Here is a 24,192-nt window from a genome sequence, read left to right as displayed (position 1 = left end):
CTTCTAGTTGTCATTGTATAAATTATACAACAGGCTCCGTTCATCTGAAGCAAAAAAAAAGCCGAGTTCCATTTATTTCGGAATCGGCTGTTCATCTTATTAGAGCTACGCGGATGGAATATTTTACTTCGTTTCCGGAGCGGCTGCGGCAGGAACCGCACTCTCCTGGGTCTTCGACAAGAAGATATTCAGAATGATCGCTGTCAGCGACCCGGACACGATTCCATTCTGCAGCAGCATTCTGGCGAATTCCGGCAGCTGGTCGAACATGGACGGAAGCACTGCAGAGCCGAGGCCCACCGCGATGCTGCAGGCAGCAATCAGCAGATTGCCGTCCTTGCGCAGATCCACATCGGACAGAATCGACATACCGGAAGCGGCGACCGAGCCGAACATGACAATCATCGCCCCGCCCAGCACCGCATTCGGCACCACTGTAGTCAGTGCCGCCAGCTTAGGCAGCAGACCAAGTACGATCATAATTCCGCCTGCTGCAAAAATAACATTCCGCGTCTTCACCCGCGTCAGCGACAGCAAGCCGACATTCTGGGAGAATGCGGTGTACGGGAAGGCATTGAACAGGCCCCCCAGCATGATGGCCAGTCCCTCGGAACGCAGGCCGTTCACGATCTGCTTCTGCTCCACCTGCTGGTCCGTCGCCTTACCTACGGCAAAGTAGACCCCGGTGGATTCGACCATAGACACAATATTGACGATGATCATTGTGAATATGGCGGTAATGCTGAACTGAGGCCAGCCGAAGTAGAACGGCTGTGCAACGCTGACCCAGGAAGCTGTGGTCACGGTAGAGAAATGAACGATGCCCATGGCATAGCCGATTACTGTACCCACTACAAGTCCTACCAGCACAGATACGGAGCGCAGGAACCCTGTGGTCAGCCGGTTAACGGCCAGAATAACGAGCAGTGTGATCAGAGCCAGCAGCAGATTGCGGGGCTGCCCGAAGTCGGCGCTGCCCTGGCCGCCGGCCACATTATTCATCGCTACGGGAATCAGCGACAGTCCGATGATTGTGACTACCGAGCCGGTGACCACGGTCGGGAAGAACTTCAGCAGCTTCCCGTACACCGGGGCTGCCAGCACCACGAACAACCCGGAGATAATGATTGCGCCATAAGCCGTTGCCAGATTGGAGCCTGAAGCGATGGCGATAATCGGGCTAACGGCTGTGAAGGTACAGCCGAGAACAACCGGCAGCCCGCTTCCGAAATATTTGCTGCCCATAATCTGAAGCAGGGTCGCCAGTCCACAGGTGAACAGATCCGCTGCAATCAGATACGCCATCTGTGTACCATTCAAGTTGAGTGCTCCCCCGACAACCAGCGGTACTATGACCGCTCCGGCATACATCGCCAGTACATGCTGAAGCCCTAGGGCCAGTATCTTCTGTTTGCTTAACATCCTGCACGCTCCTTGATTAATCCTTCATTATCTATGAAATGAATCTCACCCGGCGACATGGAAGCAATCCGTGCCAGGGAATACACCGGAACTCCGCGCTGCTCCAGCAGACCGCGTCCCTCCTGGAAGCTCTTCTCGATGACACAGCCGACCCCGGCCAGCTGCGCCCCCGACTCTGCTACGATATCGCATAGCCCTACAAGCGCCGCGCCGGTAGCCAGGAAATCATCAACGATCAATACGGTATCGTCCGGCCCGAGATATTTCTGTGAGATGCTGATCTGGTAGTCCTCTTGACGGGTGAAGGAGTGAACCGGTGCCGAATACACCGCTTCGGACAAGGTGACTGCCTTCTTCTTCTTGGCGTAGATGAACGGAACACCCAGCGCAATTCCCGCCGCCATGGCGAACTGAATGCCGCTGGCCTCCACAGTCAGCACCTTGGTGATCTGCCGGTCTCCGAAGACTGCTGCGAATTCCTTCCCGATCGCAAGCGCAAGCGCCGTGTCTACCTGATGGTTAAGAAATGAGTCCACTTTCAGCACAGTCTCCGATAGAATTAAGCCTTCTTGTCTAATGCGTTCTTCCAATACTTTCATTACAGCGGATCTTCCTCCTTAGAAATAAAAAAAGACAGATAAAATAAAAAGGACAGATTCCCTGAGTGTTTCTCTCAAGTGAATCTGTCCTTCTGGGTTTTTGTCCCTTGGTGGTGTAACACATATACGTGTCCGCATCGCTTGGACCAGTCTTTCCCGTGCCGCAGCACAAGAAACGGAACCCTAGATGCGCTATTTCACTCATAGTCGGATAATTACAGTGGCTATCCGGTAGAAACTTATGGGCCATATTCCCAAGATTATATGAGTTATATGAAATCTGTTATTTGAACTCAGAATGAATCATGTTTGTTATCTTACACGCTCTACCCGCTGCTTACAAGCAAAATTTTAAGTAAATTGCGGTGATTTCAAAGTTTTCATGAAAACTCCGGCAAAAGCGGGCCTGCCTCCGGAAAGCCTTGTAAATTTTAGGTTTAAGGTGTATTCTTCATGTCTTCTATATCACTGAAGCTCCATAAAAGCTATAATTATATAGCTTAGCATTCTAACTGAACAAAGGCGGCGGACAATGAGAATAAAACAACAGGTTTGGTTAGCTGCATCAGCTTCTATCCTGCTGCTAGGCAGTATGATTACTATATCTATCCTCTTTATGGAGGGTGGCCCGCGCCTGCTTACAGCAGGATTAGGCGCGGGCGGCATTCTGGTTAGTATCGGCATTCTGTACAGTATTCAGCGAAATATAGACCGCGGCCTGGGCCGGATCACGGAGATCTCACAGGATATCGCAGCAGGCATTTTTGACCCTGCTGCTGCGGCTACTGTCCGGAAGGATGAATTCGGCCAGCTTTCAGCTTCCTTTTTCGGGCTGGCAGCTGAGCTCCATCACAGAACCGCAGATGAGCGCGAACTGCGGCTTAGAGCCGAGGAACAGGCCTGGATTAATACGCAGGTGTCTGAGATGGCGCTGCTGCTTCAAGGCTCTGTCCAGCTGAGGACCGCCTCGCGTGTGTTCATCGGCAGGCTGGCTACCGCTGTCGGCGGAAGCTACGGGGCGATCTATCTGAAGCAGGGGGGGCAGCTGAACTTCGCGGCAGGCTATGCCTTCGATGATGCTTCAGGGCAACAGGAGTCCATACCGCTGGGCAGCGGCCTGGTCGGACAATGCGCACTGGATCAGCAGATGATCGTACTGCAGGATCTACCAGAGAATTATATCAAGGTCCGCTCCGGCCTGGGGGAGGCTGCGCCCACCTCGCTGATTATAGTCCCTATTAAGCATGAACAGGAAGTTGTAGCAGTCATGGAACTGGCTGCCTTAAGCCCGTTCAACTCCAAGGAGATGCAGCTGATTGAACGCACCGGACAGAACATGGGCGTGCTGATGAATACGCTGGCGGATGTCGCCAGAATTGAAGAGCTGCTGAGCGAGACTCAGCTGCAGAAGGAAGAACTGGAGGCCCAGACCGAAGAACTGACCGCCCAGACCCAGGAGCTGGAAGCTCAGACCGAAGAGCTGATGGCCCAGACAGAGGAGCTGCGGCTGCAGACCGACCAGTTACAGGACCAGAAGACTGAACTGGAGGCGCAGTCCGAGAGCCTGCTGACCTCCAATGAACAGCTTCAGACACAAATGAAGCTCACAGAGGCCCAGAAGGACGAGATTGAAGCCCAGACAGAGGAACTGCGGCAGCAGACGGAAGAGCTGCATGCCTCCAACCTGGAATTGCAGAATCAGATGGAGATTTCCCGCCGGCAAACCATGGAGATCAAGGCCCAGGCCGACGAGATCTCTGCGGCAAACCGCGATATGCAGAAGCAGCTGCAAATCACGGAAATGCAAAAGTCCGAGATCGCAGATCAGGCTGAGGAGCTCCAGGCCCAGACGAGTGAATTGCTGGAGCAGAAGGAGCAGCTTCAGGCCCAGACAGAAGAGCTTCAGTCTCAGACGGAGGAGCTTCAGGCCCAGACCGATACATTGCAAACTCAGGCCGATGAACTGCTGATCCAGAAGGAGGAGCTGGCTGCCTCCCATGATCAGCTGCTGCTTCAAGTCGAGCTTACTGAGAAGCAAAAGGAGGAGATCCAGGCACAGGCGCAGGAAATCTTCATGGCCGCGCAGTACAAATCGGAATTCCTGGCCAATGTCTCCCATGAGCTGCGCACCCCGCTGAACAGCCTGCTGATCCTCTCGCAGATTCTTGCCGAGAACAAGGACGGCAATCTGGAAGCGAAGCAGCTGGAATACGTTCATACGATCTTCTCGGCAGGCAAGGATCTGCTGCAGCTGATCGATGAGATTCTCGATCTGGCGAAGCTTGAGGTCGGCAAAATGACCCCTGTAATCGAGCCGGTCTCCCCACAGGATCTCAGCAATCATGTCTTCCGCCACTTCGAACAGCAGGCCAAGAAGAAGAACCTGCGGTTCGATGTCCATTCCGACAACCGGCTGCCGGATTATCTGATGACCGATGGTCACAGATTGCAGCAGGTCTTGAATAATCTGTTATCCAACGCCATCAAATTCACACCGGAGCAAGGCTCCGTCTCCCTGTCGATCCGCACCAGCGGCGAAGAGGTCATCTTCGCCGTCAGCGATACCGGTATCGGCATAGCCGCTTCCAAGCTGGAGAGCATCTTCGAAGCGTTCCAGCAGGCAGACGGCACCACCAGCCGCAAATACGGCGGCACCGGTCTCGGCCTCACGATCTGCCGGGAGCTGGCTACCCTGCTGGGCGGAAGAATTGAGGTTGATTCCGTGGAAGGCAAGGGCAGCACCTTCTCCCTCATTATTCCCGCCGTGGAACCGGGAGAGGATGCCCAGACCCTTGCTGCCGCAGCCTATTCAGCAGCAGCCTCTCCGGAGATTCCGGCTTCCGAGCCTATCCGCCGCGAGAATCCGGCCTTCCGCGAGTCCTTCGTGCCCGACATTTCCATCTCCAATCCGAAGCTGCTGCAATATGCGGAAATGGATGATGACCGGGGCAACCTGCTGAGCGGGGATATTACCCTGCTGATTATCGAAGAGGACGCCGAATTCGCCGCCCGGCTGCTGGAGCTGGCGCGCAGCCGGGGCTTCAAGGCCATCGTCGCCTTCCAGGGCGATCAGGGGCTTGCCCTGGCCCATGCCTACAAGCCTGATGCCATCCTGCTGGATCTGCATCTTCCCGTTCTGGACGGCTGGTCCATTATCAGCCGCCTGAAGAGCAGGCCGGAACTGCGGCATATCCCTGTGCATGTCATCTCGACAGCCGAGGAGAACCAGCAGAGCTTGTCGATGGGCGCCCTATCCTTCTGGAAGAAGCCGAATGATTATGCAGAGCTGGAAGCAGCCTTTCTCCAGATTGAGACTTATATCCGCCGTCCGGTGAAGAGTCTGCTGATTGTCGAAGACAACAAGGTTCTGCGCGGAAGTCTTGTCGAATTCATCGCCCATCCCGATGTGAACATTATTGCAGTGGGCACCGGAAGAGAAGCGATGGAGCATCTGGCCAGCCATCATTTTGACTGTATGGTGCTGGACCTGGGCCTCTCGGATATTTCCGGCTTCGACCTGCTGGAGCAGGTCAAGACCAACCGCAAGCTGCAGACCTTGCCGGTGATTATTTATACAGGCAAGGATCTCAGCAAGACAGATGAGCAGCGCCTTAAGCACTACGCCGAGAGTATTGTGATCAAGAACGTGCGTTCAATGGAACGTCTCTATGACGATACGGCCCTCTACCTCCACCGCAAGCATGCAGACCTGCCTTTGGATAAGCAGCGCCTGATCGAGAACCTGCATAATCCGGAGTCCGCTTTTGCCGGGAAAAGCATTCTGCTTGTGGATGATGATATGCGTAATATTTTTGCGTTATCCAGTGTGCTGGAAGGTTATAATATGGAGATCAGCTTTGCCCAGAATGGCAGAGAAGCCCTGGAGCATCTGGAGACCCACCCTGGCGTTGAACTGGTATTCATGGATATTATGATGCCGGAGATGGATGGTTACGAGACGATGAAGCATATCCGGCTAAATCCGGACTATGATCAGATCGTCATTATTGCGCTGACCGCCCGCGCCTTGGAGGAAGACCGGGTCAAATGCCTCGAAGCTGGGGCGAGCGATTATATATCCAAACCGATTAATACCACACAGCTGGTGAGAGTGCTGAAATTATGGTTGATTCAATAGGAGGCAGCATGGAGTATCCGATTAATATTTTGATTGTAGATGACCGGGCAGATGAGTTCCTGTCCATTCAGGCATTGCTGGCCGATTCGCCCTACCGGCTGGTTCAAGCCCTCTCGGGCATGGATGCTCTGAAATGTCTGCTGGAGCAGGAATTCGCCCTGATCATTATGGATGTGCTCATGCCTGGCATGAACGGGTTTGAAACGGCGAAACGGATAAAGATGCGTCAGAAGTCACGGGATATCCCGATTATTTTCCTAACCTCGCTGACCTCTGAGCTGGAGAACTATATGTTGGCTTATTCGGCAGGGGCCATTGACTACCTGACCAAGCCGTTCCATCCGATCGTGTTAAAAAGCAAGATTGACGGCTTCGTCCGTCTCTACCAGACCCGCAAGGAGCTGCAGCTCAAAACGCAGGAGCTGGAGACAGCCAACAGCATCCTGACCGAGCTGAAGGAGACCGCCGAGGTGGCGCTGCGGATCAAGAGCGGCTTCCTTGCCATGATGAGCCATGAGATCCGTACTCCGCTGAACGGGATTATCGCCATGTCGGATGTGCTTCGTTCCTCCGAGCTGTCCCCGGACGACCAGGAGATGGCCGAAATCATTCATACCAGCGGTCACGCGCTTGTCTCTGTCATTACGCACATCCTGGACTTCACCAAGATCGAATCCGGTAAAATGGAGCTGGATTATGAGCTCTTCAATCTTCACTCCTGCATCAAAGAAACGGTCGATCTGTTCAGGGCTCTGGCGAGAGAACGCAGCCTGACCCTGGAGACCTCTATTGATCCTGACATTCCTGCCCTGCTTATCGGTGACCCCAACCGTCTGCGCCAGGTACTGAATAATCTGATCGGCAATGCCATCAAGTTCACGATCACCGGCGGCGTCAAAGTGCATGTCCATCTCCGGCAGGCTATGGATAAGCTGCTGGAGCTGGAATTCATTATTGAAGATACCGGTATTGGCATTCCAGAAGACAAGATGAAATATCTGTTCCAGCCGTTCACCCAGATCGGAGCCACCATCAACCGCAAGTTCGGCGGAACCGGGCTCGGGCTGTCCATCTGCAAAATGCTGGTCGACCTCATGGGCGGAACAATCTATGCCAAGCCGGGTCTAGTAGGCGGGGCTACCTTCATCTTCACCATCCAGGTCGCTGAAGGCCAGCCGGACTGAGGCTCCCCCGTCGTTCAGCATGAACCCGTCTCACTGCATACAAGAAGCTCCCCCTTCAGATCATGAAGCGGGAGCTTCTTTGTTATTGCTGTGGACTATTGTAGAATGAAATGGATTAACTCTGGAAGGGGATGAACTCTTTAGATGGGAACCTCTAGACTCCCTTTGTTCCAGCGGAATTTCGTTCTGCAGGCGCGAAGTACAACTCATCATTGGGAAGGCACCGGTCCCCTTTCGATCAAGACATTTCGGAATGGCCGGGCCTATTACAAAACAAATCTTGGTCATTATGCTGTGGAGGAAGAGGGCTACCTTCTTCTAAATGAGGGGGAGCAGTACGGAATAGCCATTGAGTCAGAGACAGAAGTCGACTCTTTTTGTGTCTTTTTCAAGACTGGCTTTGCTGAAGAATTTCATCGAGCCATTCATGTCGGAACAGAGAAGTCTTTGGACGATCCATTTTCAGAATCTAAGCACCCGTTGCAATTTCATACAAAGTCATACCGCCATAGTCATTTGATAACTGCGCTTATCGAGAACTTCAAGAATTCCTTACCTGTACTCGGCAGCGAGAATCTCTGGCTTGATGAACAGTATCAAAATCTAATTCAGGCACTGCTTAACGTCCATCAGAAGATGGCTCAAGAAATTAATACCGTCCCCGGCACACGCCCGGCCACCAGGGAGGAGCTGTTCCGGCGGTTGACCGTAGCATACGAATACTTGCATGCGTACTACAACCAAAATGTGTCTCTTGAAGAAGTCTCAAAGGTCTCATGTCTCTCTAAAAACCATCTGATCCGCAGCTTCCGCCACTTTTTCAAAAGAACGCCACACCAGTTCATCCTCGAAAAAAGGATACTTGAAGCACAGCGTCTCCTTGCTCAAACGGACAGCAATGTAACCGAGATTAGCCTAAGTATTGGCTTCGATAATGTCTCTTCCTTCAATAAGGTTTTTAAACAAAGAACGGGACTCTCACCCCGGATGTTTAGAAAAAAGTGATTTTGGAAAAGTAACCTTCATCCGCACATGTTACATTTACTGTGTGGAGCATACAATATAACAAAGGAGCGATATTCACATGAATTCAGAATTTCAAATCAAAGGCATCGGGCAAATATCCATTCGGGTACATGACATGGAAGCTGCCACCCGGTTCTATCAAGATACCCTAGGCCTAAACCTTTTATTTCAAATCCCAAACATGACTTTCCTGGAGTGTAACGGAATTCAGCTGGTCTTGAGTATTGCCGAAGACCCGCGGTTCGATCATCCCAGCTCGGTGTTCTATTTCCAAGTTGACAATATTCACGCATCGTACGAAACGTTGGTCGAGCGGAATGTACATTTCCTGGACAAGCCGCATAAAGTCGCTGAGATGGGTCAAACCGCAACCTGGATGACGTTCTTTCAGGACCCCGATCAGAATGTACATGCACTGATGAGTGAAGTACCTGTGTCTTAATAATTTCTTCTGGGGGGCGCTATTGCCCCTTTATTCGGTTTTTCGCTTACATTTGGCCCGCGTACCCTATCCCCCCACCGCCGCAATCAACACCGGCAGGACCAGGAAGGAGGCCAGCGTCGTCCAGACGATACAACGCGAGACCAGCGCAGGCGAGCTGCCGAAGCGTTCCGCCAGGACGACGGAATTGACAGCCACCGGCATGGAAGCCAGGATCAGCAGCACCGAGAACAGGGTGCCTGTGATGTTCAGGGCAAGCAACACCAGCGCGGCCAGCAGCGGAGCCAGCACCAGCCGGACGGTCAGCCCCGTCCAGAAGGCCAGCTGCACATTGCGCTCCGTATGTGCTGCCTGGACCTTGACCATCTGCGCGCCGAGGATCGCCAGTACTACCGGCGAATATGCTCCGGCGGCCATCGCAACGCCTGAGGCCAGCTCATGCGGCATATGCAGGCCCAGCGCCCGCAGCAGCAGCGCCAGGATGGCGGCGTAGATGGCCGGCAGCGAGAAGACGGACTTCACCGCGCTGCGCACGGAGAACTGTGACCGGGCGGCAAAATACACGCCGATCGTATTCACGATCACCATCTGGGCGATGACATAGACCGATGCCTTGTCCAGGCCCAGCTGGCCGAAGGCCAGCAGCACCAGCGGCAGGCCGTAATTGACGCTGTTCGTGAAGGTGGAGATGAGCGTCAGGCCGGCGGCCTCCGGCGGAGCCAGCTTCAGCATTTTACCAATTAGGGTCGCCACACCCCACAGCAGAAACAGGTTCATGAGCGAGAAGGCCAGTGTCTTATAGACATCATCGAAGGAGATATCTGCCGTAGCCAGCGTGTCGAGAATAATAGCCGGACTGAGAAAATACAGGTACAGTGTCAGCAGAGGCTTCGTATCGAGCTGCTTATACCGTCCAAGCAGCGCTCCGGCGGCCACCGGAATGGACAGCGGCACGATGACCTCAACAAGTGTCGTGAGTACAGTCTGAATCACAAGCCAGGACTCCTCTATGTAGTAGTTATTTTCTACTATAACCCTCCCGGCAGAGAGCGTCTAAGACAAGGAAACAATATCCTTGATAGCAATTGCCTATGACCCCCGCCCCGTGCAGACAAAATAACCCCACAAAGTGGAGCTTTAGCGTAGGTGTTGACTCAGGTACTTTGCGGGGACCCCAAAACATAAAAAAAATCCCGCACCCTTAAATTAAGGGCCACGGGATTCCGGTTAGGTCTTCATTTTACAGCATTTTGATCTCAAGCAGCTCGTATTTGATGATCCCCATCGGGGCATTGACGCTGATGATATCGCCTACCTTTTTGCCGATCAGCTCTTTGCCGAGCGGGCTCTCGTAGGAAATCTTGTTGTCCAGCACATCGGCTTCCGCCGGTCCAACCACTCTATATTCGATCTTCTCCGAGTACTCCACATCGTTGAGGATAACGATGCAGCCTACGCTGACTGTACTCAGATCCATATTGCTGGCATCCACGATCTGCGCCTTGATCAGCATCTTCTCGAGAATCATAATGCGGGTCTCCATGAAGGATTGATCCTCCTTGGCGGAGTGGTATTCGCTGTTCTCCTTCAGATCGCCGTAGCTGATCGCCAGCTTAAGCCGGGCTGCAAGCTCCTTGCGCCCTGCTCCCTTCAGTTCCCTCAGCTCTTCCTCCAGCTTGGCCAAGCCTTCTTTGGTCAAAAATACTTCGTCATTATTAGACATGTATACAACTCCTATTATTTGCTCACTTTATAGTATTCTAACTCATAATCGCCCAACATGCGAAGAGAAAGCGCTATAACGCATTATTAAGGAGTATTCACGGCAGAGTCCCGGCTTCAAGCCTCTGCCTGCGGAGCAGGGGCCGCTGCAGGCTTGCCGCTGCCGCTTCTCAGGAGAAAGGTCAGCGGAATAGCCAGCAGCCCCACTGCCGTAGCGATCAGGAAAATATCCTGCACGCCCATCGTCATACCCTGAGCCTTCAGCAGAGAACCGGCTGTCCGGGCTGGCCCATCCGCCAGCTCCTGCTGATGGGCCAGCGATCTGGAAGCGAGCAGCGAGCTGAATACGGCAATGGACAAGGCACCTGTAGCCTGGCGGACCCAGTTGGTTACAGAGGAGGCATGCCCGGTAATGGCTCTTGGCACCGCGGACATTCCGGCATTGGTCACCGGCATGAAGGCCAGTGCAATGCCGACATTGCGCACCGCCATAAGCACCGCCACACGGGTATGAGTCACGGCCAGCGTGATGTGGGCAAGCTCCCAGGTTGAGGCGCTTAGCAGCAGAATGCCGCCAAGGATGAGCCAGAACGGGCCGATCCGGGAGTACAGCTTGCCGACCACTGGTGACAGAACAGCCATCACGATGGAGCCCGGCAACAGCACCAGCGCGGTCTTCAGCGGGGTAGACTGCTGAATATCCTGCAGGAAGACCGGGATCAGGAAGGTTCCCGAGTATAACGCAACGGTAATAATGCAGTTGATGATCAGGCTGTAGGTGAACCGACTCTGCCGGAATACCTTCAGATTCAGCAGCGGCTCCTGGATCGACAGCTCCCTGCGGATGAAATACGTTAAGGCCGCCGCCCCAACCAGCAGCAGGGTCAGGGTGTTCCATGACGTCCAGCCCCAGGCGCCCCCTTTATTGAACGCCAGAATAATGAAGGCGCTGCTCAGAATGACTGTGACGAAGCCCGGCAGATCGAAGCTTCTGCTCCCGGTGCTCTGCCGCTGGAACGGCAGGCACTTGAGAGCTACGCCAATGGCAATCAGGCCAATCGGCAGATTGATTACGAACAGCGATTTCCAGCCGAAGTATCCGGTCAGCCAGCCGCCGAGTGTCGGGCCGAAGGCAGGCGCCAGCATCGAGGACAGGCTCCAGAGACTCATCGCGAAGGCCTGCTTTTCTTTGTCGATGAACTGATAAATCATCGTCATGGTAGTAGGGATGATCAGGCCGCCGAATATCCCCTGGATAATGCGGAAGGTAATCAGGGAATGAATATTCCAGGCCACCGTGCACAGTGCCGAGAACAAGGTGAAGCCCGACAGGGCGAATACGTACAGAACCTTATAGCTCCATTTATCCCCGAAATAACCCACCACAGGCGCAATGACGCCGGTAGCCAGCAGATAGCCGGTAATCATCCATTGTACGGTGCTGATCCCGGCGTGGAAGTCGTTCAGAAAGACCGGGAACGCTACGTTAATGGTGGTCGTACTGAGAATGGCCATGAAATTTCCGAAAAAGATGGCCAGAATAATCAGCCAGAATGATGAATGTTTTGCCGCCGGACTGCTCAAGGGCGCTCTCTCCTCTATTTTGCGGTTCACCCCAATATAGGTGTATAATACAATTAATTTAATATATGTGTATTATACAACTATATTTTTGAAAGTCAACTTGACTTATTTCATGATTCTTTCATAATAAGGCGGCAATATCCGGTTCCCTTAGCATAAGGCCGGTGTTATCACTTATACTAGGGAGACATATGACAAAGTAACCGGTAAAGGACGGAATCTAACTATGGCTGATGAACAGAAGGATAAGCACCTCGAAGCCCTGAACCAGGAGCTGATCACGCTGATCCGCCTCGGCTCGCTGGATAAGAAGCATGGCGGGCTGGACCGCTCCTCGTATACCCTGCTCCACCATTTGTCGATACACGACAAGGTAGGCGTTAAGGCGCTTGCCGAACAATTCGGCCTCGACACCTCTACCATCAGCAGGCAGACAAGTGTCCTGGAGGCGAAGAACTATGTGGAACGGGTGCCTGATCCGCAGGATGGGCGCTCCAGCTATTTTCAGCTTACTGCGCTTGGTGCACAGACCTTCACCGAGGCCCGGGACATCCGGCTTGCGCGCTACGGGGAGATCTTCGGGGACTGGTCCCCGGAGGACTGCGGACTCTTCAGCGGACTGCTCGCCCGGCTCAACCGCACCCTGCAGCAAAAATAGCACGAAGAGGATTGACGGATGCTGGCGAAGCTGGTAGATTGAATTAATCATACAAAATAACTCGGAATTATATTTTAGCCAAAGGGGCCGGTCTGCATGAACTTTATTTTCTTTTCCCCGCATTTCCCCAAGAACAGCGCTGATTTCTGTACGCATCTGCGGGAGCAGGGAGCCACGGTGCTTGGGATTGGCGATGCAGCCTATGACCAGCTGGAGGACAAGCTGAAATCGGCATTGACCGAGTACTATAAGGTAAGCAACCTCGAGAGCTATGAGGAGATTCTGCGGGCTGTCGGTTATTTCACCCATAAATACGGCAAGATTGACCGCTTTGAGTCGCTGAATGAATACTGGCTGGAGCAGGATGCGGCGATCCGTACGGACTTCAACATCTACGGCACCAAGTCGGATTTCGTCCATAATCTGAAGCAGAAGTCCAAGATGAAGGAATTTTTCCGCAAAAGCGGGGTAAGCACCGTCCAGTTCTCCACCGGCACAACACGCGTGAGCGTCGAGAGCTTCATCCAGAGCGCGGGCTTTCCGCTGGTGGTGAAGCCCGATCTCGGCTCCGGGGCCAGTAATACGTACAAGATCAATAACGAAGAGGAGCTCCAGCACTTTTTTGACACGAAGCCGGAGGATGTAGCCTTCATTATTGAGGAATTCATAGACGGGGTTATCTTCACCTATGACGGGCTGGTGGACAGGGACGGGAATGTACGCTTCGCAGTCAGCCACCTGTTCGAGAACAGTGTGATGGATGTCGTCAATACGGACAATCACCTCTACTACTTCTGTCTGCGGGAGATCAGTCCAGAGGTCGAGGAGGCGGGGCGGAGCATTTTGCAGGCTTTTGACATCCGGGAACGGTTCTTCCATATCGAGCTGTTCAAATCGCACAAGGATGGCCGGATCATTGCCCTGGAAGTGAATATGCGACCGCCCGGCGCCTGGATGACGGATGCGATTAACTTCGCCTATGATGTCAATGTGTATAAGGAATGGGCCAGTATGGTTGTGCATAATGAGGTCGGCGGTCCATACGAAGGCAAATATTATACCGGCTATGCCAGCCGCAAGAATCATAAGCATTACGCTCACAGCCACGAGGACATCTACCGTGCATTCGGCGGGAAGATCGTCAATTATGACGAGATTGAAGAGGTCTTCAGCAGAGCGATGGGCAACCGCGCTTATCAGTTCCGTTCACCCGAGCTTTCGGAGGTCAGAGACATTAGAGGCTATATTCAACAAGAAGAGGGATAGGATGTGTTAACGGATGAGGATAAGCTACCATAAGGAGTACAGCCACAACCTGGGCAGAGACATGGAGTATAAAATATACGGCCACGCCGGCAAACCGATGCTCGTCTTCCCCACCTCGCTTGGACGCTTTTATCAATATGAGGATTCGGGCATGATCGGCACGCTCTCGTCCTTCATTGAAGCGGGCAAGCTGCAGATCTGGGCCTGCGACAGTCTGGATGAGGAGACCTTCTTCTCCACCCACTGGAACAATGAGGACCGTGTGCACCGCCATGAACAGTATGACAAATATATTGCGCATGAGCTGATTCCCGGCATCCTCCATGAGAGCAAGCACAACAACGGCGGGACCGACCAGCGCATTCTGATCTCCGGCTGCTCGATGGGCGCTTATTACAGCGCCAGCTTCTTTTTCCGTTATCCGCACTATTTCGATACCTTGATCGCCCTGAGCGGCGTCTACTCCACCTACTACTTCTTCGGCGACTATATGAGCGGGAACGTCTATCTTAATTCACCGCTGCATTACCTGCCGGGGCTGACGGATGAGCATTATCTGAACCAGTACCGCAGCAGCACAATCATCGTCTGTGTCGGTCAAGGGGCGTATGAGGACGAGATGCTTCACGAGACCCGGCTGCTTCAGGAAGTGCTGGGGCAGAAAGGCATTCCGGCCCGGATCGACTACTGGGGCCATGATGTGAGCCATGACTGGCCATGGTGGAACAAGCAGATTCATTATTATGTGGAAGGCTGCCTGGGCTAGTGAAGCCGGGCTTGAACGCGAACCCATTTGTACAAAAAAAGGAACTGCTGAAATAAGCAGTTCCTTTTTCTTTGACCGCTGCCGCCTTGTCCTATGCAGGTACATGCTCCGAACAGAACTGAAGCAGCGCGGCTTCCTCATCTTCTTCCATATCGAAATCGAGCAGCTGGCCTGACGAGGTCTCCAGCAGATCGTAGCTGACAATGCTTGTCTGCTCCTCTTCCACTTTGACAATCACGCGGGCGGACACGCCGTTCTCCACGTACAGCTCATCATCCTCCGGCACATCAATATTCACGACGAACTCATATCGCTTGCCGCTTAGGATATTAAATGGATCTCTTACGTTCTCCACGGTGTAGCTTGTAAATGTCAACAAGTTGCATTCCTCATTTCTCAATTCACTGCCAGATTATTGTAACACAGTATCTGCGGCTTTGCCTTTGGTCTTCTTAATCTGCTTGCTGCGCAGCTGTCCGCAGGCCGCATCAATATCGACGCCCTGCTCCAGCCGGGTGCTGACGCTGACGCCCTGCTTCTTCAGCGTATCGAAGAACGCACGCACCGACTCCCGACTGCTCCGCTGATACTGGCTATGCTCATCCACAGGATTATACGGAATCAGGTTGACGTTCGCCAGCTGGCGGCGGTCTCCGATTAACGCAGCCAGCTCCAGCGCATGCTCCTCACGGTCATTGATATCCTTCAGCAGGATATACTCCAGCGTGATTCTCCGGTTCGTCTTCTCCAGATAGTAATCAATCGCCGGCATTAACTTCTCTATAGGAATGGCCCGGTTAATCTTCATAATCTGTGTCCGCAGCTCATTATTCGGGGCGTGCAGCGAGATCGCCAGATTAACCTGCATATTGGCGTCGGCGAATTCTCTGATTTTGTCCGCCAGGCCGCTGGTGGATACGGTGATTCCTTTGCCGGCAATCGCCAGACCCTTGTGATCCTTGATGGTAATCAGGAAGTTCAGCAGATGCCGGAAGTTATCGAACGGCTCGCCGATCCCCATAACCACGACATGAGTGACCTTCTGGCCGTGGCCGGCCTGATCCAGATAATGCTGGACCTTCATAATCTGCTCCACGATCTCGCCGCTGGTCAGGTCCCGGCTCTTCGCCAGCAGCCCGCTTGCACAGAAGCTGCACCCGATATTACAGCCGACCTGAGTGGTGACACATACGGACAAGCCGTATTTCTGCCGCATCATCACTGTCTCAATCAGGTTGCCGTCCTGGAGGCGGAAGAGGAACTTCACCGTACCGTCGGCCGATTCCTGCTTCACATGCTCTTCCATCGTCTGAAACACATAATGCTCTTCCAGCAGCTCTATGCATTCCTGATTCATTCCGTCCATCTCGGCGAAGCTGGTGATCCGCTTGCGGTACAGCCATTCCCAGACCGCAGTGGCCCGGGATTTCTTGTGGCCATGCTCCAGCAGCCATGCTGTCAATTGCTCCAAAGTCAATCCATAAATGGATTCTTTATTCATTTCATATCCTCTTTTCAAAACATTAAAGTTCAATCTATCTATTCTACCTTGACAGGGACATTAGCAACAATACCTTATTGTCTCAAATTTCGTTTATTAAAACAAGAGGAAACACTGCGGAGCCGGGCGCTTTTGAGCAGAGAAACAAGTGGAAACGGCTTTGCCGTCCTTTTAAAGGACGGTACCGTTTCAGCGAGAAATAGAAGGACAATTTATCATGTGATACATATAAATTTATATTTACAAAAAGCGCAGTCCGCAGGGACCACGCCTTTTTCGCCAAACCTTATTTATACAGAACCTTCTCGACATTGTACTTCGCGCGAAGCTTGTTCACGATGTAGGTCTCATAAATCTCTCTGTCCACCGGATCTTCGACGAGGCAGACTTCGATGCGGGTAACCTCATCGCGGTGGGGCTTCATCACGGATACATTATCCTCGAAATGCTTCTTGATCCGCGGTCTCAGCTTGCGGGCCTTGCCCACAAACAACAGCTCGTCCTGATCATTGTAGAACATGAAGATGCCGCCGGCTTCGCGGGTAATCAGGTGGAAATCGGTGAATCCGTAAATATGGCTCAGCTCAGGGTTAGCTTGCTTGTAAATAATAACTTCCGGTGACGGAATGGTAATGCTGATCATTAAGCTTCACTTCCTCATTGGATATAGAAATAAATAGTATCACAGAATGGGTATCGTGACTATTTGTATCTTGTGCAAATTGCCCTAGAGCTATAAGGAAAAATCAAAAAATCCGGCTCTACGGCTTCAAAACATACTGGTTATTGATTAATCACTCTTCATGGACTGATGAAAAGGACAGCCCTTCGCTTCCGCAGCCTCATGCTGCCCGGAGTCCGCCTGTTGCTTCTTCCGGTAGACGAAGCGCGGGCTTAGCTGCAAATCACGCAGCTTGTTGTCATTCCAGATCGGCGTGGAGGAAGGCGACATCGGCGGAATCAGCCAGCCCCACTTGGCGGATACTTCCCGTCCCTGCTGCTGCTCCTGTTCCTGGAAGCGGACGAACTGGTCTGCGGCAGTATGATGGTCTACAATACTGACCCCGGCCTGCTTGAAGGAATGGAGGACAGCCCGGTTCAGTTCCAGCAGCGCCCGGTCCTTCCACAGCGAGGTATTAGTGGACCGGTCCAGGCCTAGCAGGTCAGCTACCGCAGGCAGACGGTTGTAGCGGTCCGTATCGCCGAAATTCCGCGAGCCGATCTCCGTCTCCATGTACCAGCCGTTGAATGGCGCTGCCGGGTAACGGATGCCGCCGATCTCCAGACACATGTCCGAGACAATCGGAACGGAGTACCAGCGCAGGCCCAGCTCCGTGAACTGCGGGAGCTCCGGGTGGCTGAGCGGCACCTCCTGTACAAGTCCTGGCGGGATTGGGAAGTAACGGGGCTCCTCCCGGCCGATGCTGATCACGAGCGGCAGAATGTCGAAATCCCCGCCCGTGCCCTGCCAGCCCAGCCTGAGGCAGACAGCGGTGAATTCATCCGAGGCCGGATCACCGGCACGCGGATGCTCCCCGTCCCCGGGATAACCGGCATAGCGGATCAGCTGATGATTCCAGATCCGGATGGCACGGCCTTGCTCCTCTTCACTACGGAAGACGGTAATGACCGGCCGGATACGGCCACCGTTATTCGCATGCTTCATATGATGCAGCAGCGCCTCCGCGACCTCCGCTACAGTCTCTGTTCTGCGGGCGTCAATCACCTCCAGGGAATGCCAGATCAGTCTTCCGATGCAGCGGCTGTTATGGCGCCAGGCCATCCTTGCCCCGTGCGCCAGCTCTTCTGCCGTATGCCTGTATGTACCTGTGCGCTGCACCTCTTCGCGTATCTCCGCCAGACGAAGGTCCCGTTCACCCTCTGTTAACCCCAGCTCCTGATAGCAGGCCGTAATGAAGGACTCCGCCTGCCGGATCAGCTCCTGAGTGCTATGCTGTGGAACTGTGTGATTCATCTTCTCTCTCCTATCCATGCGTGCCCTGCTACAGTGCCCTCAGCGTATCATCTCTGCCCCAGCTCTGCCAGCCTGGAGATAATCCGTCGTTTGCGGTAGAGCATCCGCGCAGCCTCTGTAACCTCCTCCAGCGTCTTCCGGTTGAGGTATGCGCCGAAGAACATGCCTGCGACCGGAACGGTCTGGAGCAGCTTTTTCCAGCCCCAATTGTCGCGGTATACAGTCACTACCTCCTTCCAGCCCTGAATCCTGGAGACGGTCTCCTGGGTCGCGGCGAGAATGTTGCCATCCCCGCCTGCCTGTAGATTCAGCTCCTTCAGCAGCGTGCGCTTCCCCACTACATCGGAGGAGGCGAACTGCATCACCTTCACGGTGAAGATCCGCTCGGCCTTATCGGTCGGATCGTAGCCATAACACAACCCGATCTCCTGAATCGCCTTCAAGGAGAGGCCCAGGACAGCCGGAATATCAGCAGCCAGTGTGAAAATCCCGCCGAAGCCCGTGGTCGCCCCCTGGGCCGTAGCCGTATTCCGGCTCCGCTCCGCGAGCTTCAGTGCCACTGCATCCATGACAGCCAGCGGGTAAGGCCCGGTAGAGGGAGCGCCCGCCGCCCGGCTTGTCTCTTCCATCAGCTTGCCCACCTTGCGCCCGGCCACCAGATAGTTGCCGCCGTTCTGGATGTAGCCGCCCAGTTCATCAAGCAGCCGGCCTACCTTCTCGTGGATAACCTTTGGCGTGATTGCATCCAGCAGCTTGAAGGGCAACCGGGTAATCCGGTCCCAGATCATCAGCCTATTCTGCTCTTTCTCCCACTTGGTAATCTCCTTAAGTGCGGCATACAGCATCTCCGGTGTCTCCGGAGGCCCTCCTGAACCGGTATTGTCCGCTTCTGGCATAGTTATGTACCTCCCCTGAATGGTCTCGTCATTACCTTATAACCCTTTTTCACAGCAAATGATTGCAGAGGCCCCATATCCGGGCCTCGCATCCCAGCAACAGCAAACCGGCACTCCCGGATCAACTCCGGGAATGCCGGTTCACAATACCTGGTTCAGGCTTTAATCCTGTGACTCGCCTGCCTGCCCATCCAGCGAAGACAATCTGCGCTTCTCTTCCTCCAGCCTCTCTTGGACCAGCTCTACCCCTTGTCTGCCGACCGAACCTTCCGGGGCATGGCGCACGGCTTCTTCAGCGTGGTCCAGGCTGTTCTCTGCCTGCTCCATCATCTGTCCGGTCGGATGGCTCACGGCCTGGGTTACAGCGTTATGCAGCTTCGTCACCGCATCGTGCGCCTGATCCACCGTGCTGTTGGTGCGCAGACTAGATTCGTAATGCTTCATATTATATTTCCCCCTCCATCACAATGTCCGTTCTTCTGTAGGATGGATTAGGGAAGGAAATCTTATGCGGATTGTAGGCGCGGGGTTCACATGCGGACCGTACGGACGTTATTACTCTCAAAACCGTGGCCTTTCGCTCCATGCGGACTGGAGAGACCTTATCCCCCCAAAAGCAAGGCCGAATTGGGCCAAATGGGAGCAATAAAGGCTCTGGAGTCCGCATGGGTTCGAAAACAGGCTGATTGCTGGAAATAACGGCGCTGGAGTCCGTACGTAACTGAGTAGCGGAGGTTATGGTACCTTAAGCGGCGCCTACACCAGGAACATGGCGACAATGGTCATTGCCGTAAGACCCAGCAGGACCGGCTTCAGATTGCGCCGGGCCAGCTCGAACGGGCTGACGCCGCAGATCGCAGCGGCGGGAATGAGCGCCCACGGGATCAGGGTGCCACCGCCGACCCAGATGGCGGCCACCTGCCCAAGGGCGGTCAGCGTTGCCGCGCCGGAGTGGATCGCGGCGGCGAACAGCCCGGCAATCGAACCGGCCAGCGAGATGCCGGAGAATCCGGAGCCGTCGAGGCCGGTAATCGCGCCGATCACCGTCAGCGTAACGGCGGATGCCGCGCCGTTCAGGGGCACGTGATTCGCCAGGGCCACGCCCAGGTCGTTCACGATGCCGTGCGAGCCGTCCGGCAGCACCTTGCCGAACAGCTCGGTGAAGGCGGCGTCGCCCAGGTAGAAGAAGGCGGCAATCGGGATGACCGGCCCGAAGACCTTGAAGCCGAAGGTGAAGCCTTCAATGAGATAGGCGGTGATCTTCTCTAGCCCTTGCCCCTGTCCGCGATGGGCCAGCAGGGTAACGGCAATCAGGATCAGCACAGCGGTTCCCCCGACCAGCGCGGTAGCATCGCCGCCTTGCAGGTGAAGCATGAACATGCCGATCACATCCAGCAGGAAGAGCAGCGGAATGGCGATCGCCAGCCCTTTGCGCAGACGTTCACTCAGGAGGACTGGCTGGTCATCCTCCGTCCCCGCATCAGCCAGCGGCTCTGCTGCTGCTACGGGTGAAGTGACCAGACCGTCTCTCCAGGTGCCGTTCCTCTGGTCTCTCTTCATCATCCAGAAGGCTGTCACCGTGGTCACTATCCCCATTACGACCACCAGCGGAATACTGGCCTCCATCACGCTCGACACCGGAAGACCAGCGGCATCCGCCGTCAGCTTCGGAGCGCCTTGAATAATATAATCGCCGGAGAGGGCGATCCCGTGCCCAAACAGGTTCATAGCTACCGCTGCGCCCAGCGCAGGCAGGCCGACCCGGACCGCCACCGGCAGCAGAACGGCTCCGACCAGCGCTACCGCAGGGGACGGCCAGAAGAAGAACGAGGTTACCATCATAATCAGTCCGATTCCCCAGTAGGCCATCGCCGGTGTGCGCAGGAACCGGGTGAGCGGCGATACCATCGTCTCGTTGATGCCTGTTATAATCAGAATCCGGCTCATCGCCACGATAATAGAGATAATCATTATAGTGCCGAGCAGCTCCTTAGTCGCATAGACAAAAGAGTTAAAGATCCCCGACACCGACCCGCTAAGCGTCGCCGTTGCCAGCAGCCCGAGCGCCAGAATCCCGGTCACACAGATCATGGTTGTATCACGCCGCTTGATCAGCAGCGCCAGAATGAACACAATAAACACCAGATACACCCAATGAATCGCAGTAAGCTGGATACCCATTAGCCATGCGCCCCCTTTCCACTTACAAATAGCAAGCAGGTGCTATATGCTATGCAGGAGGATAGGCTATTGTTCGCCTCAGGGACGCGCAAAAAGACCCCCGCCTCCACATCACATGGATTCAGGGATCTTATTTGCGGATTACACTCTGTTACCGGTGCCTGCCTGCTCTTCTGGCCCGGAGGAACGCAAGCTGCTTCAGTCTGTCCTGATCGTATAAGCTGCCCGCGATTTCCGGTTGCCCGGTATGTAGATGGGTAATCTCCTGCACTGCTGCTGGTCTGGAGAAGACAGGATGAAGGGTAGAAGTACCGTCCCTGTGAACGATCAGGCTATGACCGGACGAGGGGTGCGGCTCGCGCACATACTCGTCAAGGTAGCCATATACCTTACGTTGCATCACAGGATCTTTGCTCATCTGCTGCAGAATATTCGGAGCGATTACAAGCTCTCGCTGATCCCTCCGGTCTCCTGCATCAGTCTTCTTCCCCTTGCTGCCATCTTTGGCTACCGCCATAATACGGACGGACAGACCGTACCTTGCCTTGATTCTGCGTGCCTGATCCTCAATTGCCGCTCCCACAGCCGCCATCATCTCCGGGAAGCTAAGCGGGGATGACCCGGCGGAAGTGTGTTCCGCCTGTTGCGGTGAGCGGGTCAGCGAAGCGGCGTTGATTCGTGATATGGGAATATACATCGGACGCTCCTCTTCTCGCGCGTAAAGTTCAGGACAACTATTTATCGGCAAAAAGAGGAAAATTACTTATAAAGGGCTATTCCTTAGCCAATGCGCCCGCAGCTGCATCCTCGCCGCCAAGCCGCCCGGAGGTGAAGGAGTATCCCAGTCCAACGCCGTTGCCTACATAGGTATCATTAAATAACACCCCTTCAGACTCCACGCCCACAGCATACAGTCCTTTGACCGGCAGACGCTTATCATTCAGCACCTGGAACTTGGTATTGACCAGCAGACCGCCTACTGAACAGAGGTTGTTGATCTCAGCAATAACGGCGTAATACGGCCCGCTGCTGCCCATAGGAATCAGATATTCCTTCGCCTTGCCGAACTCCGTATCGGTGCCCGTCTTCGCTGCTTCCTCATAGAGCTTGAACTCAGCGGCAAATACTTCCGGGTCCATCCCTGCATTCTTCGCCAGCTCCTCAAGTGTATTGCCCTTGAAGCCGTCGCCGTTCGCTACCATGGATTCGAAGACTTTATCGGCATCCTTCCAAGGCTGGTCGAGCGTGAACTTGCCCTTGTAGGAGGCATAGAATTCCGGCGGCATGCCCGGCAGCTTAGGTGCCTGAATCCCCTTCATCCCCTTGGACTTCAGGGCATCCAGCTGCGCCTGCGAGACAATAACCAGATGATAAGCTCCGTTAAAAGCACTGGTATTCGCCGCTGCAACCGCCGTCAGCGTCGCCGCCTCATCTCTGAATCTCGCGCCCGAAGGGCCTACATTCATCAGGGTTGGCAGGTAAGACAGCATCATCGGATAGCTGGCTTCAAACGGCTCATACTCTGTCTTCAGCTTATCTGTAGCTCTGGCCAGCGTCTGGTGAAGCATCTGCCCGCCGAAGTTGTCCGGCACCTTCGCGCCGATCTCCCAGGACATCTTCAGCCCTTCACCGATGTTCTGCCCAAGCCCGCCGTTCACGCCTTCGAAGCCAAAGGCTTCCTTAACCATCTCTTTATTCCCGGCATATCCTCCGGTAGCCATCACAACGCTTGCCCCTGTAATCTCCAGGGTGGTTCCGTCAGACTTCTTGGCAACGACTCCGGTCACCTCTCCATTAGCGCCAGTCATCAGCTTCTGCGCGGTGGCCTCCGTGATCACCTGTCCGCCGCCCTTCTCTACGGATGCTGCAAGCATCTTGCGCAGCAGCTCCTGGCGTGTCTCATAAGGAGGCAGCATATGAAGCTGTTCCCCGGCGAAGTTCAGGAAGGTGGTGGTGTAGCCCTTGCCGGTCAGCCAGTCATAGGTCTCGCCCGACTTCGTAACGTATTGGCGGATTGCCGCCGCATCCACGCGCCAGTGATTGTTCACGATCCAGTCGGCAATCTCCTTCTCGACTTCTACTTTCAGCCCGCTGCTTAGCGCGGCCGAGGAGTTGTAGAATTTGCCCGCCCAGGACAGGTTGCTCGCGCCGCCGATCGTCGCTGTTTTCTCGATCAGGATCACCTTCGCGCCCTTATCCGCTGCCGATACCGCTGCCGATACTCCAGAGGCACCTGCTCCAACCACGACCACATCTGCGGACAGCTGCTCGGTCTTGCCTTCTCCCGATTTCACTACAGCCTTTGTTTTAAAAGCCTCCACATTACCGCCCGCCTGCTTAAGCGCATCCTCCACAGCGGTCAGAATCGCCTTGCTGGACTCGGACGCACCGCTGACGGCATCAATATTCAGGGTCTGGCCGGATAGAATCTCCTCCTTGACCTTATTGATCGCCTCCACCCCGATTCCGGCGGTTTCGTTCTGGCTGACCACATTGATTCCGGTAATGACCGAATGATCGTCAAGCGTCACCTCAACCTGAATCTTGCCGTCCTTGCCTTCAGCTTCCGCTTTATAGGTTCCGGCTTTGAAGCCTGCCGGTACAGCACTTGTATCCGCTGGCTGTGACGCCTGCGGCGAAGCGGACGGCTGCTCGGAAGCTGCCGGTGCGGCGGAATTATTACCGCTACAGCCGCTCAGGAGCGACAGGACCAATACCAGACATACGGTGAATAGGAACACTCGTTTTGTTGCTTGCTTACGCATTAATTTCTCCCCCTGTGTGGTTAATGCAGTCCCGTTTCTCTCTAATAGGACTGCTGACTACCGCACA

21 protein-coding genes and 1 riboswitch are annotated in these 24,192 nt (G+C 54.4%); of the genes, 7 read left to right on the top strand and 14 right to left on the bottom strand.

Going from position 1 to position 24,192, the window contains the following annotated elements; all coding sequences use genetic code 11:
* Nucleotides 1-123: 123 nt before the first annotated feature.
* The gene (locus NSS64_RS30190) at nucleotides 124-1,422 is read right to left on the bottom strand and encodes a nucleobase:cation symporter-2 family protein (protein WP_076081459.1); all 1,299 of its coding nucleotides are present in this window, start codon (nucleotides 1,420-1,422) and stop codon (nucleotides 124-126) included.
* Nucleotides 1,416-2,021, bottom strand: a complete 606-nt coding sequence (locus NSS64_RS30185; RefSeq protein WP_209868713.1) for a xanthine phosphoribosyltransferase — start codon at nucleotides 2,019-2,021, stop codon at nucleotides 1,416-1,418. The genes NSS64_RS30190 and NSS64_RS30185 overlap by 7 nt, the downstream gene beginning before the upstream one ends.
* A gap of 184 nt (nucleotides 2,022-2,205) precedes the next feature.
* A riboswitch (purine riboswitch) is annotated at nucleotides 2,206-2,309 on the bottom strand.
* A gap of 244 nt (nucleotides 2,310-2,553) precedes the next feature.
* On the opposite strand from NSS64_RS30185, the gene NSS64_RS30180 reads away from it, so the two are divergent.
* From NSS64_RS30180 to NSS64_RS30165, 4 genes are all read left to right on the top strand, one after another.
* Nucleotides 2,554-6,159, top strand: coding sequence for a response regulator (locus NSS64_RS30180; protein WP_341142523.1), 3,606 nt, complete (start codon nucleotides 2,554-2,556; stop codon nucleotides 6,157-6,159).
* An 8-nt stretch (nucleotides 6,160-6,167) separates the two neighbouring features.
* Nucleotides 6,168-7,343 carry an ATP-binding response regulator gene (locus NSS64_RS30175; RefSeq protein ID WP_341142522.1) on the top strand — a complete coding sequence of 392 codons (1,176 nt, stop codon included), beginning with the start codon at nucleotides 6,168-6,170 and terminating at the stop codon, nucleotides 7,341-7,343.
* A gap of 144 nt (nucleotides 7,344-7,487) precedes the next feature.
* Nucleotides 7,488-8,348: a helix-turn-helix domain-containing protein gene (locus NSS64_RS30170; RefSeq protein ID WP_341142521.1), complete on the top strand. Its 861-nt coding sequence runs from the start codon at nucleotides 7,488-7,490 to the stop codon at nucleotides 8,346-8,348.
* Between the two features lie 79 nt (nucleotides 8,349-8,427).
* Nucleotides 8,428-8,811 (top strand): VOC family protein, encoded by a 384-nt coding sequence (locus tag NSS64_RS30165; protein ID WP_340946283.1) that lies wholly within the window; start codon nucleotides 8,428-8,430, stop codon nucleotides 8,809-8,811.
* Between the two features lie 66 nt (nucleotides 8,812-8,877).
* Here NSS64_RS30165 and NSS64_RS30160 read toward each other — a convergent pair whose 3' ends face one another.
* From NSS64_RS30160 to NSS64_RS30150, 3 genes are all read right to left on the bottom strand, one after another.
* On the bottom strand, nucleotides 8,878-9,804 hold the full coding sequence (locus NSS64_RS30160) for an AEC family transporter (protein WP_340994905.1): 927 nt from the start codon (nucleotides 9,802-9,804) through the stop codon (nucleotides 8,878-8,880).
* 247 nt (nucleotides 9,805-10,051) lie between these two features.
* Entirely contained in the window at nucleotides 10,052-10,534 is a 483-nt protein-coding gene (greA, locus tag NSS64_RS30155) for a transcription elongation factor GreA (protein WP_036691918.1), read from the bottom strand.
* 116 nt (nucleotides 10,535-10,650) lie between these two features.
* A complete protein-coding gene (locus NSS64_RS30150) occupies nucleotides 10,651-12,117 on the bottom strand; it encodes an MDR family MFS transporter (protein ID WP_341142520.1) in 1,467 nt (488 codons plus the stop codon).
* 226 nt (nucleotides 12,118-12,343) lie between these two features.
* On the opposite strand from NSS64_RS30150, the gene NSS64_RS30145 reads away from it, so the two are divergent.
* The 3 genes from NSS64_RS30145 to NSS64_RS30135 all read left to right on the top strand — a co-directional run bounded on the left by NSS64_RS30145 (nucleotide 12,344) and on the right by NSS64_RS30135 (nucleotide 14,807).
* Nucleotides 12,344-12,775, top strand: a complete 432-nt coding sequence (locus NSS64_RS30145; protein ID WP_341142519.1) for a MarR family winged helix-turn-helix transcriptional regulator — start codon at nucleotides 12,344-12,346, stop codon at nucleotides 12,773-12,775.
* Between the two features lie 96 nt (nucleotides 12,776-12,871).
* Nucleotides 12,872-14,041: an ATP-grasp domain-containing protein gene (locus tag NSS64_RS30140; protein WP_341142518.1), complete on the top strand. Its 1,170-nt coding sequence runs from the start codon at nucleotides 12,872-12,874 to the stop codon at nucleotides 14,039-14,041.
* 13 nt (nucleotides 14,042-14,054) lie between these two features.
* Nucleotides 14,055-14,807 (top strand): esterase family protein, encoded by a 753-nt coding sequence (locus NSS64_RS30135; RefSeq protein ID WP_340994909.1) that lies wholly within the window; start codon nucleotides 14,055-14,057, stop codon nucleotides 14,805-14,807.
* A 91-nt stretch (nucleotides 14,808-14,898) separates the two neighbouring features.
* Here NSS64_RS30135 and NSS64_RS30130 read toward each other — a convergent pair whose 3' ends face one another.
* From NSS64_RS30130 to NSS64_RS30090, 9 genes are all read right to left on the bottom strand, one after another.
* On the bottom strand, nucleotides 14,899-15,186 hold the full coding sequence (locus tag NSS64_RS30130; protein WP_076081434.1) for a DUF6509 family protein: 288 nt from the start codon (nucleotides 15,184-15,186) through the stop codon (nucleotides 14,899-14,901).
* A gap of 33 nt (nucleotides 15,187-15,219) precedes the next feature.
* Complete coding sequence (rlmN, locus tag NSS64_RS30125) at nucleotides 15,220-16,308, bottom strand: 23S rRNA (adenine(2503)-C(2))-methyltransferase RlmN (RefSeq protein WP_341142517.1); 1,089 nt, start codon at nucleotides 16,306-16,308, stop codon at nucleotides 15,220-15,222.
* A 286-nt stretch (nucleotides 16,309-16,594) separates the two neighbouring features.
* Nucleotides 16,595-16,951 carry a nucleotide excision repair endonuclease gene (locus NSS64_RS30120; protein WP_036722768.1) on the bottom strand — a complete coding sequence of 119 codons (357 nt, stop codon included), beginning with the start codon at nucleotides 16,949-16,951 and terminating at the stop codon, nucleotides 16,595-16,597.
* Between the two features lie 147 nt (nucleotides 16,952-17,098).
* A complete protein-coding gene (locus NSS64_RS30115; RefSeq protein ID WP_341142516.1) occupies nucleotides 17,099-18,283 on the bottom strand; it encodes a nitric oxide synthase oxygenase in 1,185 nt (394 codons plus the stop codon).
* Between the two features lie 47 nt (nucleotides 18,284-18,330).
* Entirely contained in the window at nucleotides 18,331-19,179 is an 849-nt protein-coding gene (locus tag NSS64_RS30110; RefSeq protein ID WP_341142515.1) for an EcsC family protein, read from the bottom strand.
* Nucleotides 19,180-19,341: 162 nt separating this feature from the next.
* A complete protein-coding gene (locus NSS64_RS30105) occupies nucleotides 19,342-19,623 on the bottom strand; it encodes a hypothetical protein (RefSeq protein WP_340946263.1) in 282 nt (93 codons plus the stop codon).
* Nucleotides 19,624-19,935: 312 nt separating this feature from the next.
* Nucleotides 19,936-21,360, bottom strand: a complete 1,425-nt coding sequence (locus tag NSS64_RS30100; protein WP_341142514.1) for a hypothetical protein — start codon at nucleotides 21,358-21,360, stop codon at nucleotides 19,936-19,938.
* 151 nt (nucleotides 21,361-21,511) lie between these two features.
* Nucleotides 21,512-22,057 (bottom strand): hypothetical protein, encoded by a 546-nt coding sequence (locus NSS64_RS30095; protein ID WP_341142513.1) that lies wholly within the window; start codon nucleotides 22,055-22,057, stop codon nucleotides 21,512-21,514.
* A gap of 76 nt (nucleotides 22,058-22,133) precedes the next feature.
* Entirely contained in the window at nucleotides 22,134-24,125 is a 1,992-nt protein-coding gene (locus tag NSS64_RS30090; protein WP_341142512.1) for an FAD-dependent oxidoreductase, read from the bottom strand.
* Between the last annotated feature and the right edge of the window lie 67 nt (nucleotides 24,126-24,192).

The sequence above is a fragment of the Paenibacillus sp. FSL H8-0122 genome (assembly GCF_038005345.1).
Classification (GTDB): domain Bacteria; phylum Bacillota; class Bacilli; order Paenibacillales; family Paenibacillaceae; genus Paenibacillus_AQ.
The sequence above is the reverse complement of the archived record's forward strand: the minus strand, read 5'-3'. Positions and strand labels throughout refer to the sequence as shown.

Coding starts and splice junctions, on each gene's coding strand:
- NSS64_RS30190 (WP_076081459.1), bottom strand. CDS start 1,422: ATGTTAAGCAAACAGAAGATACTGGCCCTAGGGCTTCAGCATGTACTG.
- NSS64_RS30185 (WP_209868713.1), bottom strand. CDS start 2,021: ATGAAAGTATTGGAAGAACGCATTAGACAAGAAGGCTTAATTCTATCG.
- NSS64_RS30180 (WP_341142523.1), top strand. CDS start 2,554: ATGAGAATAAAACAACAGGTTTGGTTAGCTGCATCAGCTTCTATCCTG.
- NSS64_RS30175 (WP_341142522.1), top strand. CDS start 6,168: ATGGAGTATCCGATTAATATTTTGATTGTAGATGACCGGGCAGATGAG.
- NSS64_RS30170 (WP_341142521.1), top strand. CDS start 7,488: ATGGGAACCTCTAGACTCCCTTTGTTCCAGCGGAATTTCGTTCTGCAG.
- NSS64_RS30165 (WP_340946283.1), top strand. CDS start 8,428: ATGAATTCAGAATTTCAAATCAAAGGCATCGGGCAAATATCCATTCGG.
- greA (WP_036691918.1), bottom strand. CDS start 10,534: ATGTCTAATAATGACGAAGTATTTTTGACCAAAGAAGGCTTGGCCAAG.
- NSS64_RS30145 (WP_341142519.1), top strand. CDS start 12,344: ATGGCTGATGAACAGAAGGATAAGCACCTCGAAGCCCTGAACCAGGAG.
- NSS64_RS30140 (WP_341142518.1), top strand. CDS start 12,872: ATGAACTTTATTTTCTTTTCCCCGCATTTCCCCAAGAACAGCGCTGAT.
- NSS64_RS30135 (WP_340994909.1), top strand. CDS start 14,055: ATGAGGATAAGCTACCATAAGGAGTACAGCCACAACCTGGGCAGAGAC.
- rlmN (WP_341142517.1), bottom strand. CDS start 16,308: ATGAATAAAGAATCCATTTATGGATTGACTTTGGAGCAATTGACAGCA.
- NSS64_RS30120 (WP_036722768.1), bottom strand. CDS start 16,951: ATGATCAGCATTACCATTCCGTCACCGGAAGTTATTATTTACAAGCAA.
- NSS64_RS30115 (WP_341142516.1), bottom strand. CDS start 18,283: ATGAATCACACAGTTCCACAGCATAGCACTCAGGAGCTGATCCGGCAG.
- NSS64_RS30110 (WP_341142515.1), bottom strand. CDS start 19,179: ATGCCAGAAGCGGACAATACCGGTTCAGGAGGGCCTCCGGAGACACCG.
- NSS64_RS30105 (WP_340946263.1), bottom strand. CDS start 19,623: ATGAAGCATTACGAATCTAGTCTGCGCACCAACAGCACGGTGGATCAG.
- NSS64_RS30100 (WP_341142514.1), bottom strand. CDS start 21,360: ATGGGTATCCAGCTTACTGCGATTCATTGGGTGTATCTGGTGTTTATT.
- NSS64_RS30095 (WP_341142513.1), bottom strand. CDS start 22,057: ATGTATATTCCCATATCACGAATCAACGCCGCTTCGCTGACCCGCTCA.
- NSS64_RS30090 (WP_341142512.1), bottom strand. CDS start 24,125: ATGCGTAAGCAAGCAACAAAACGAGTGTTCCTATTCACCGTATGTCTG.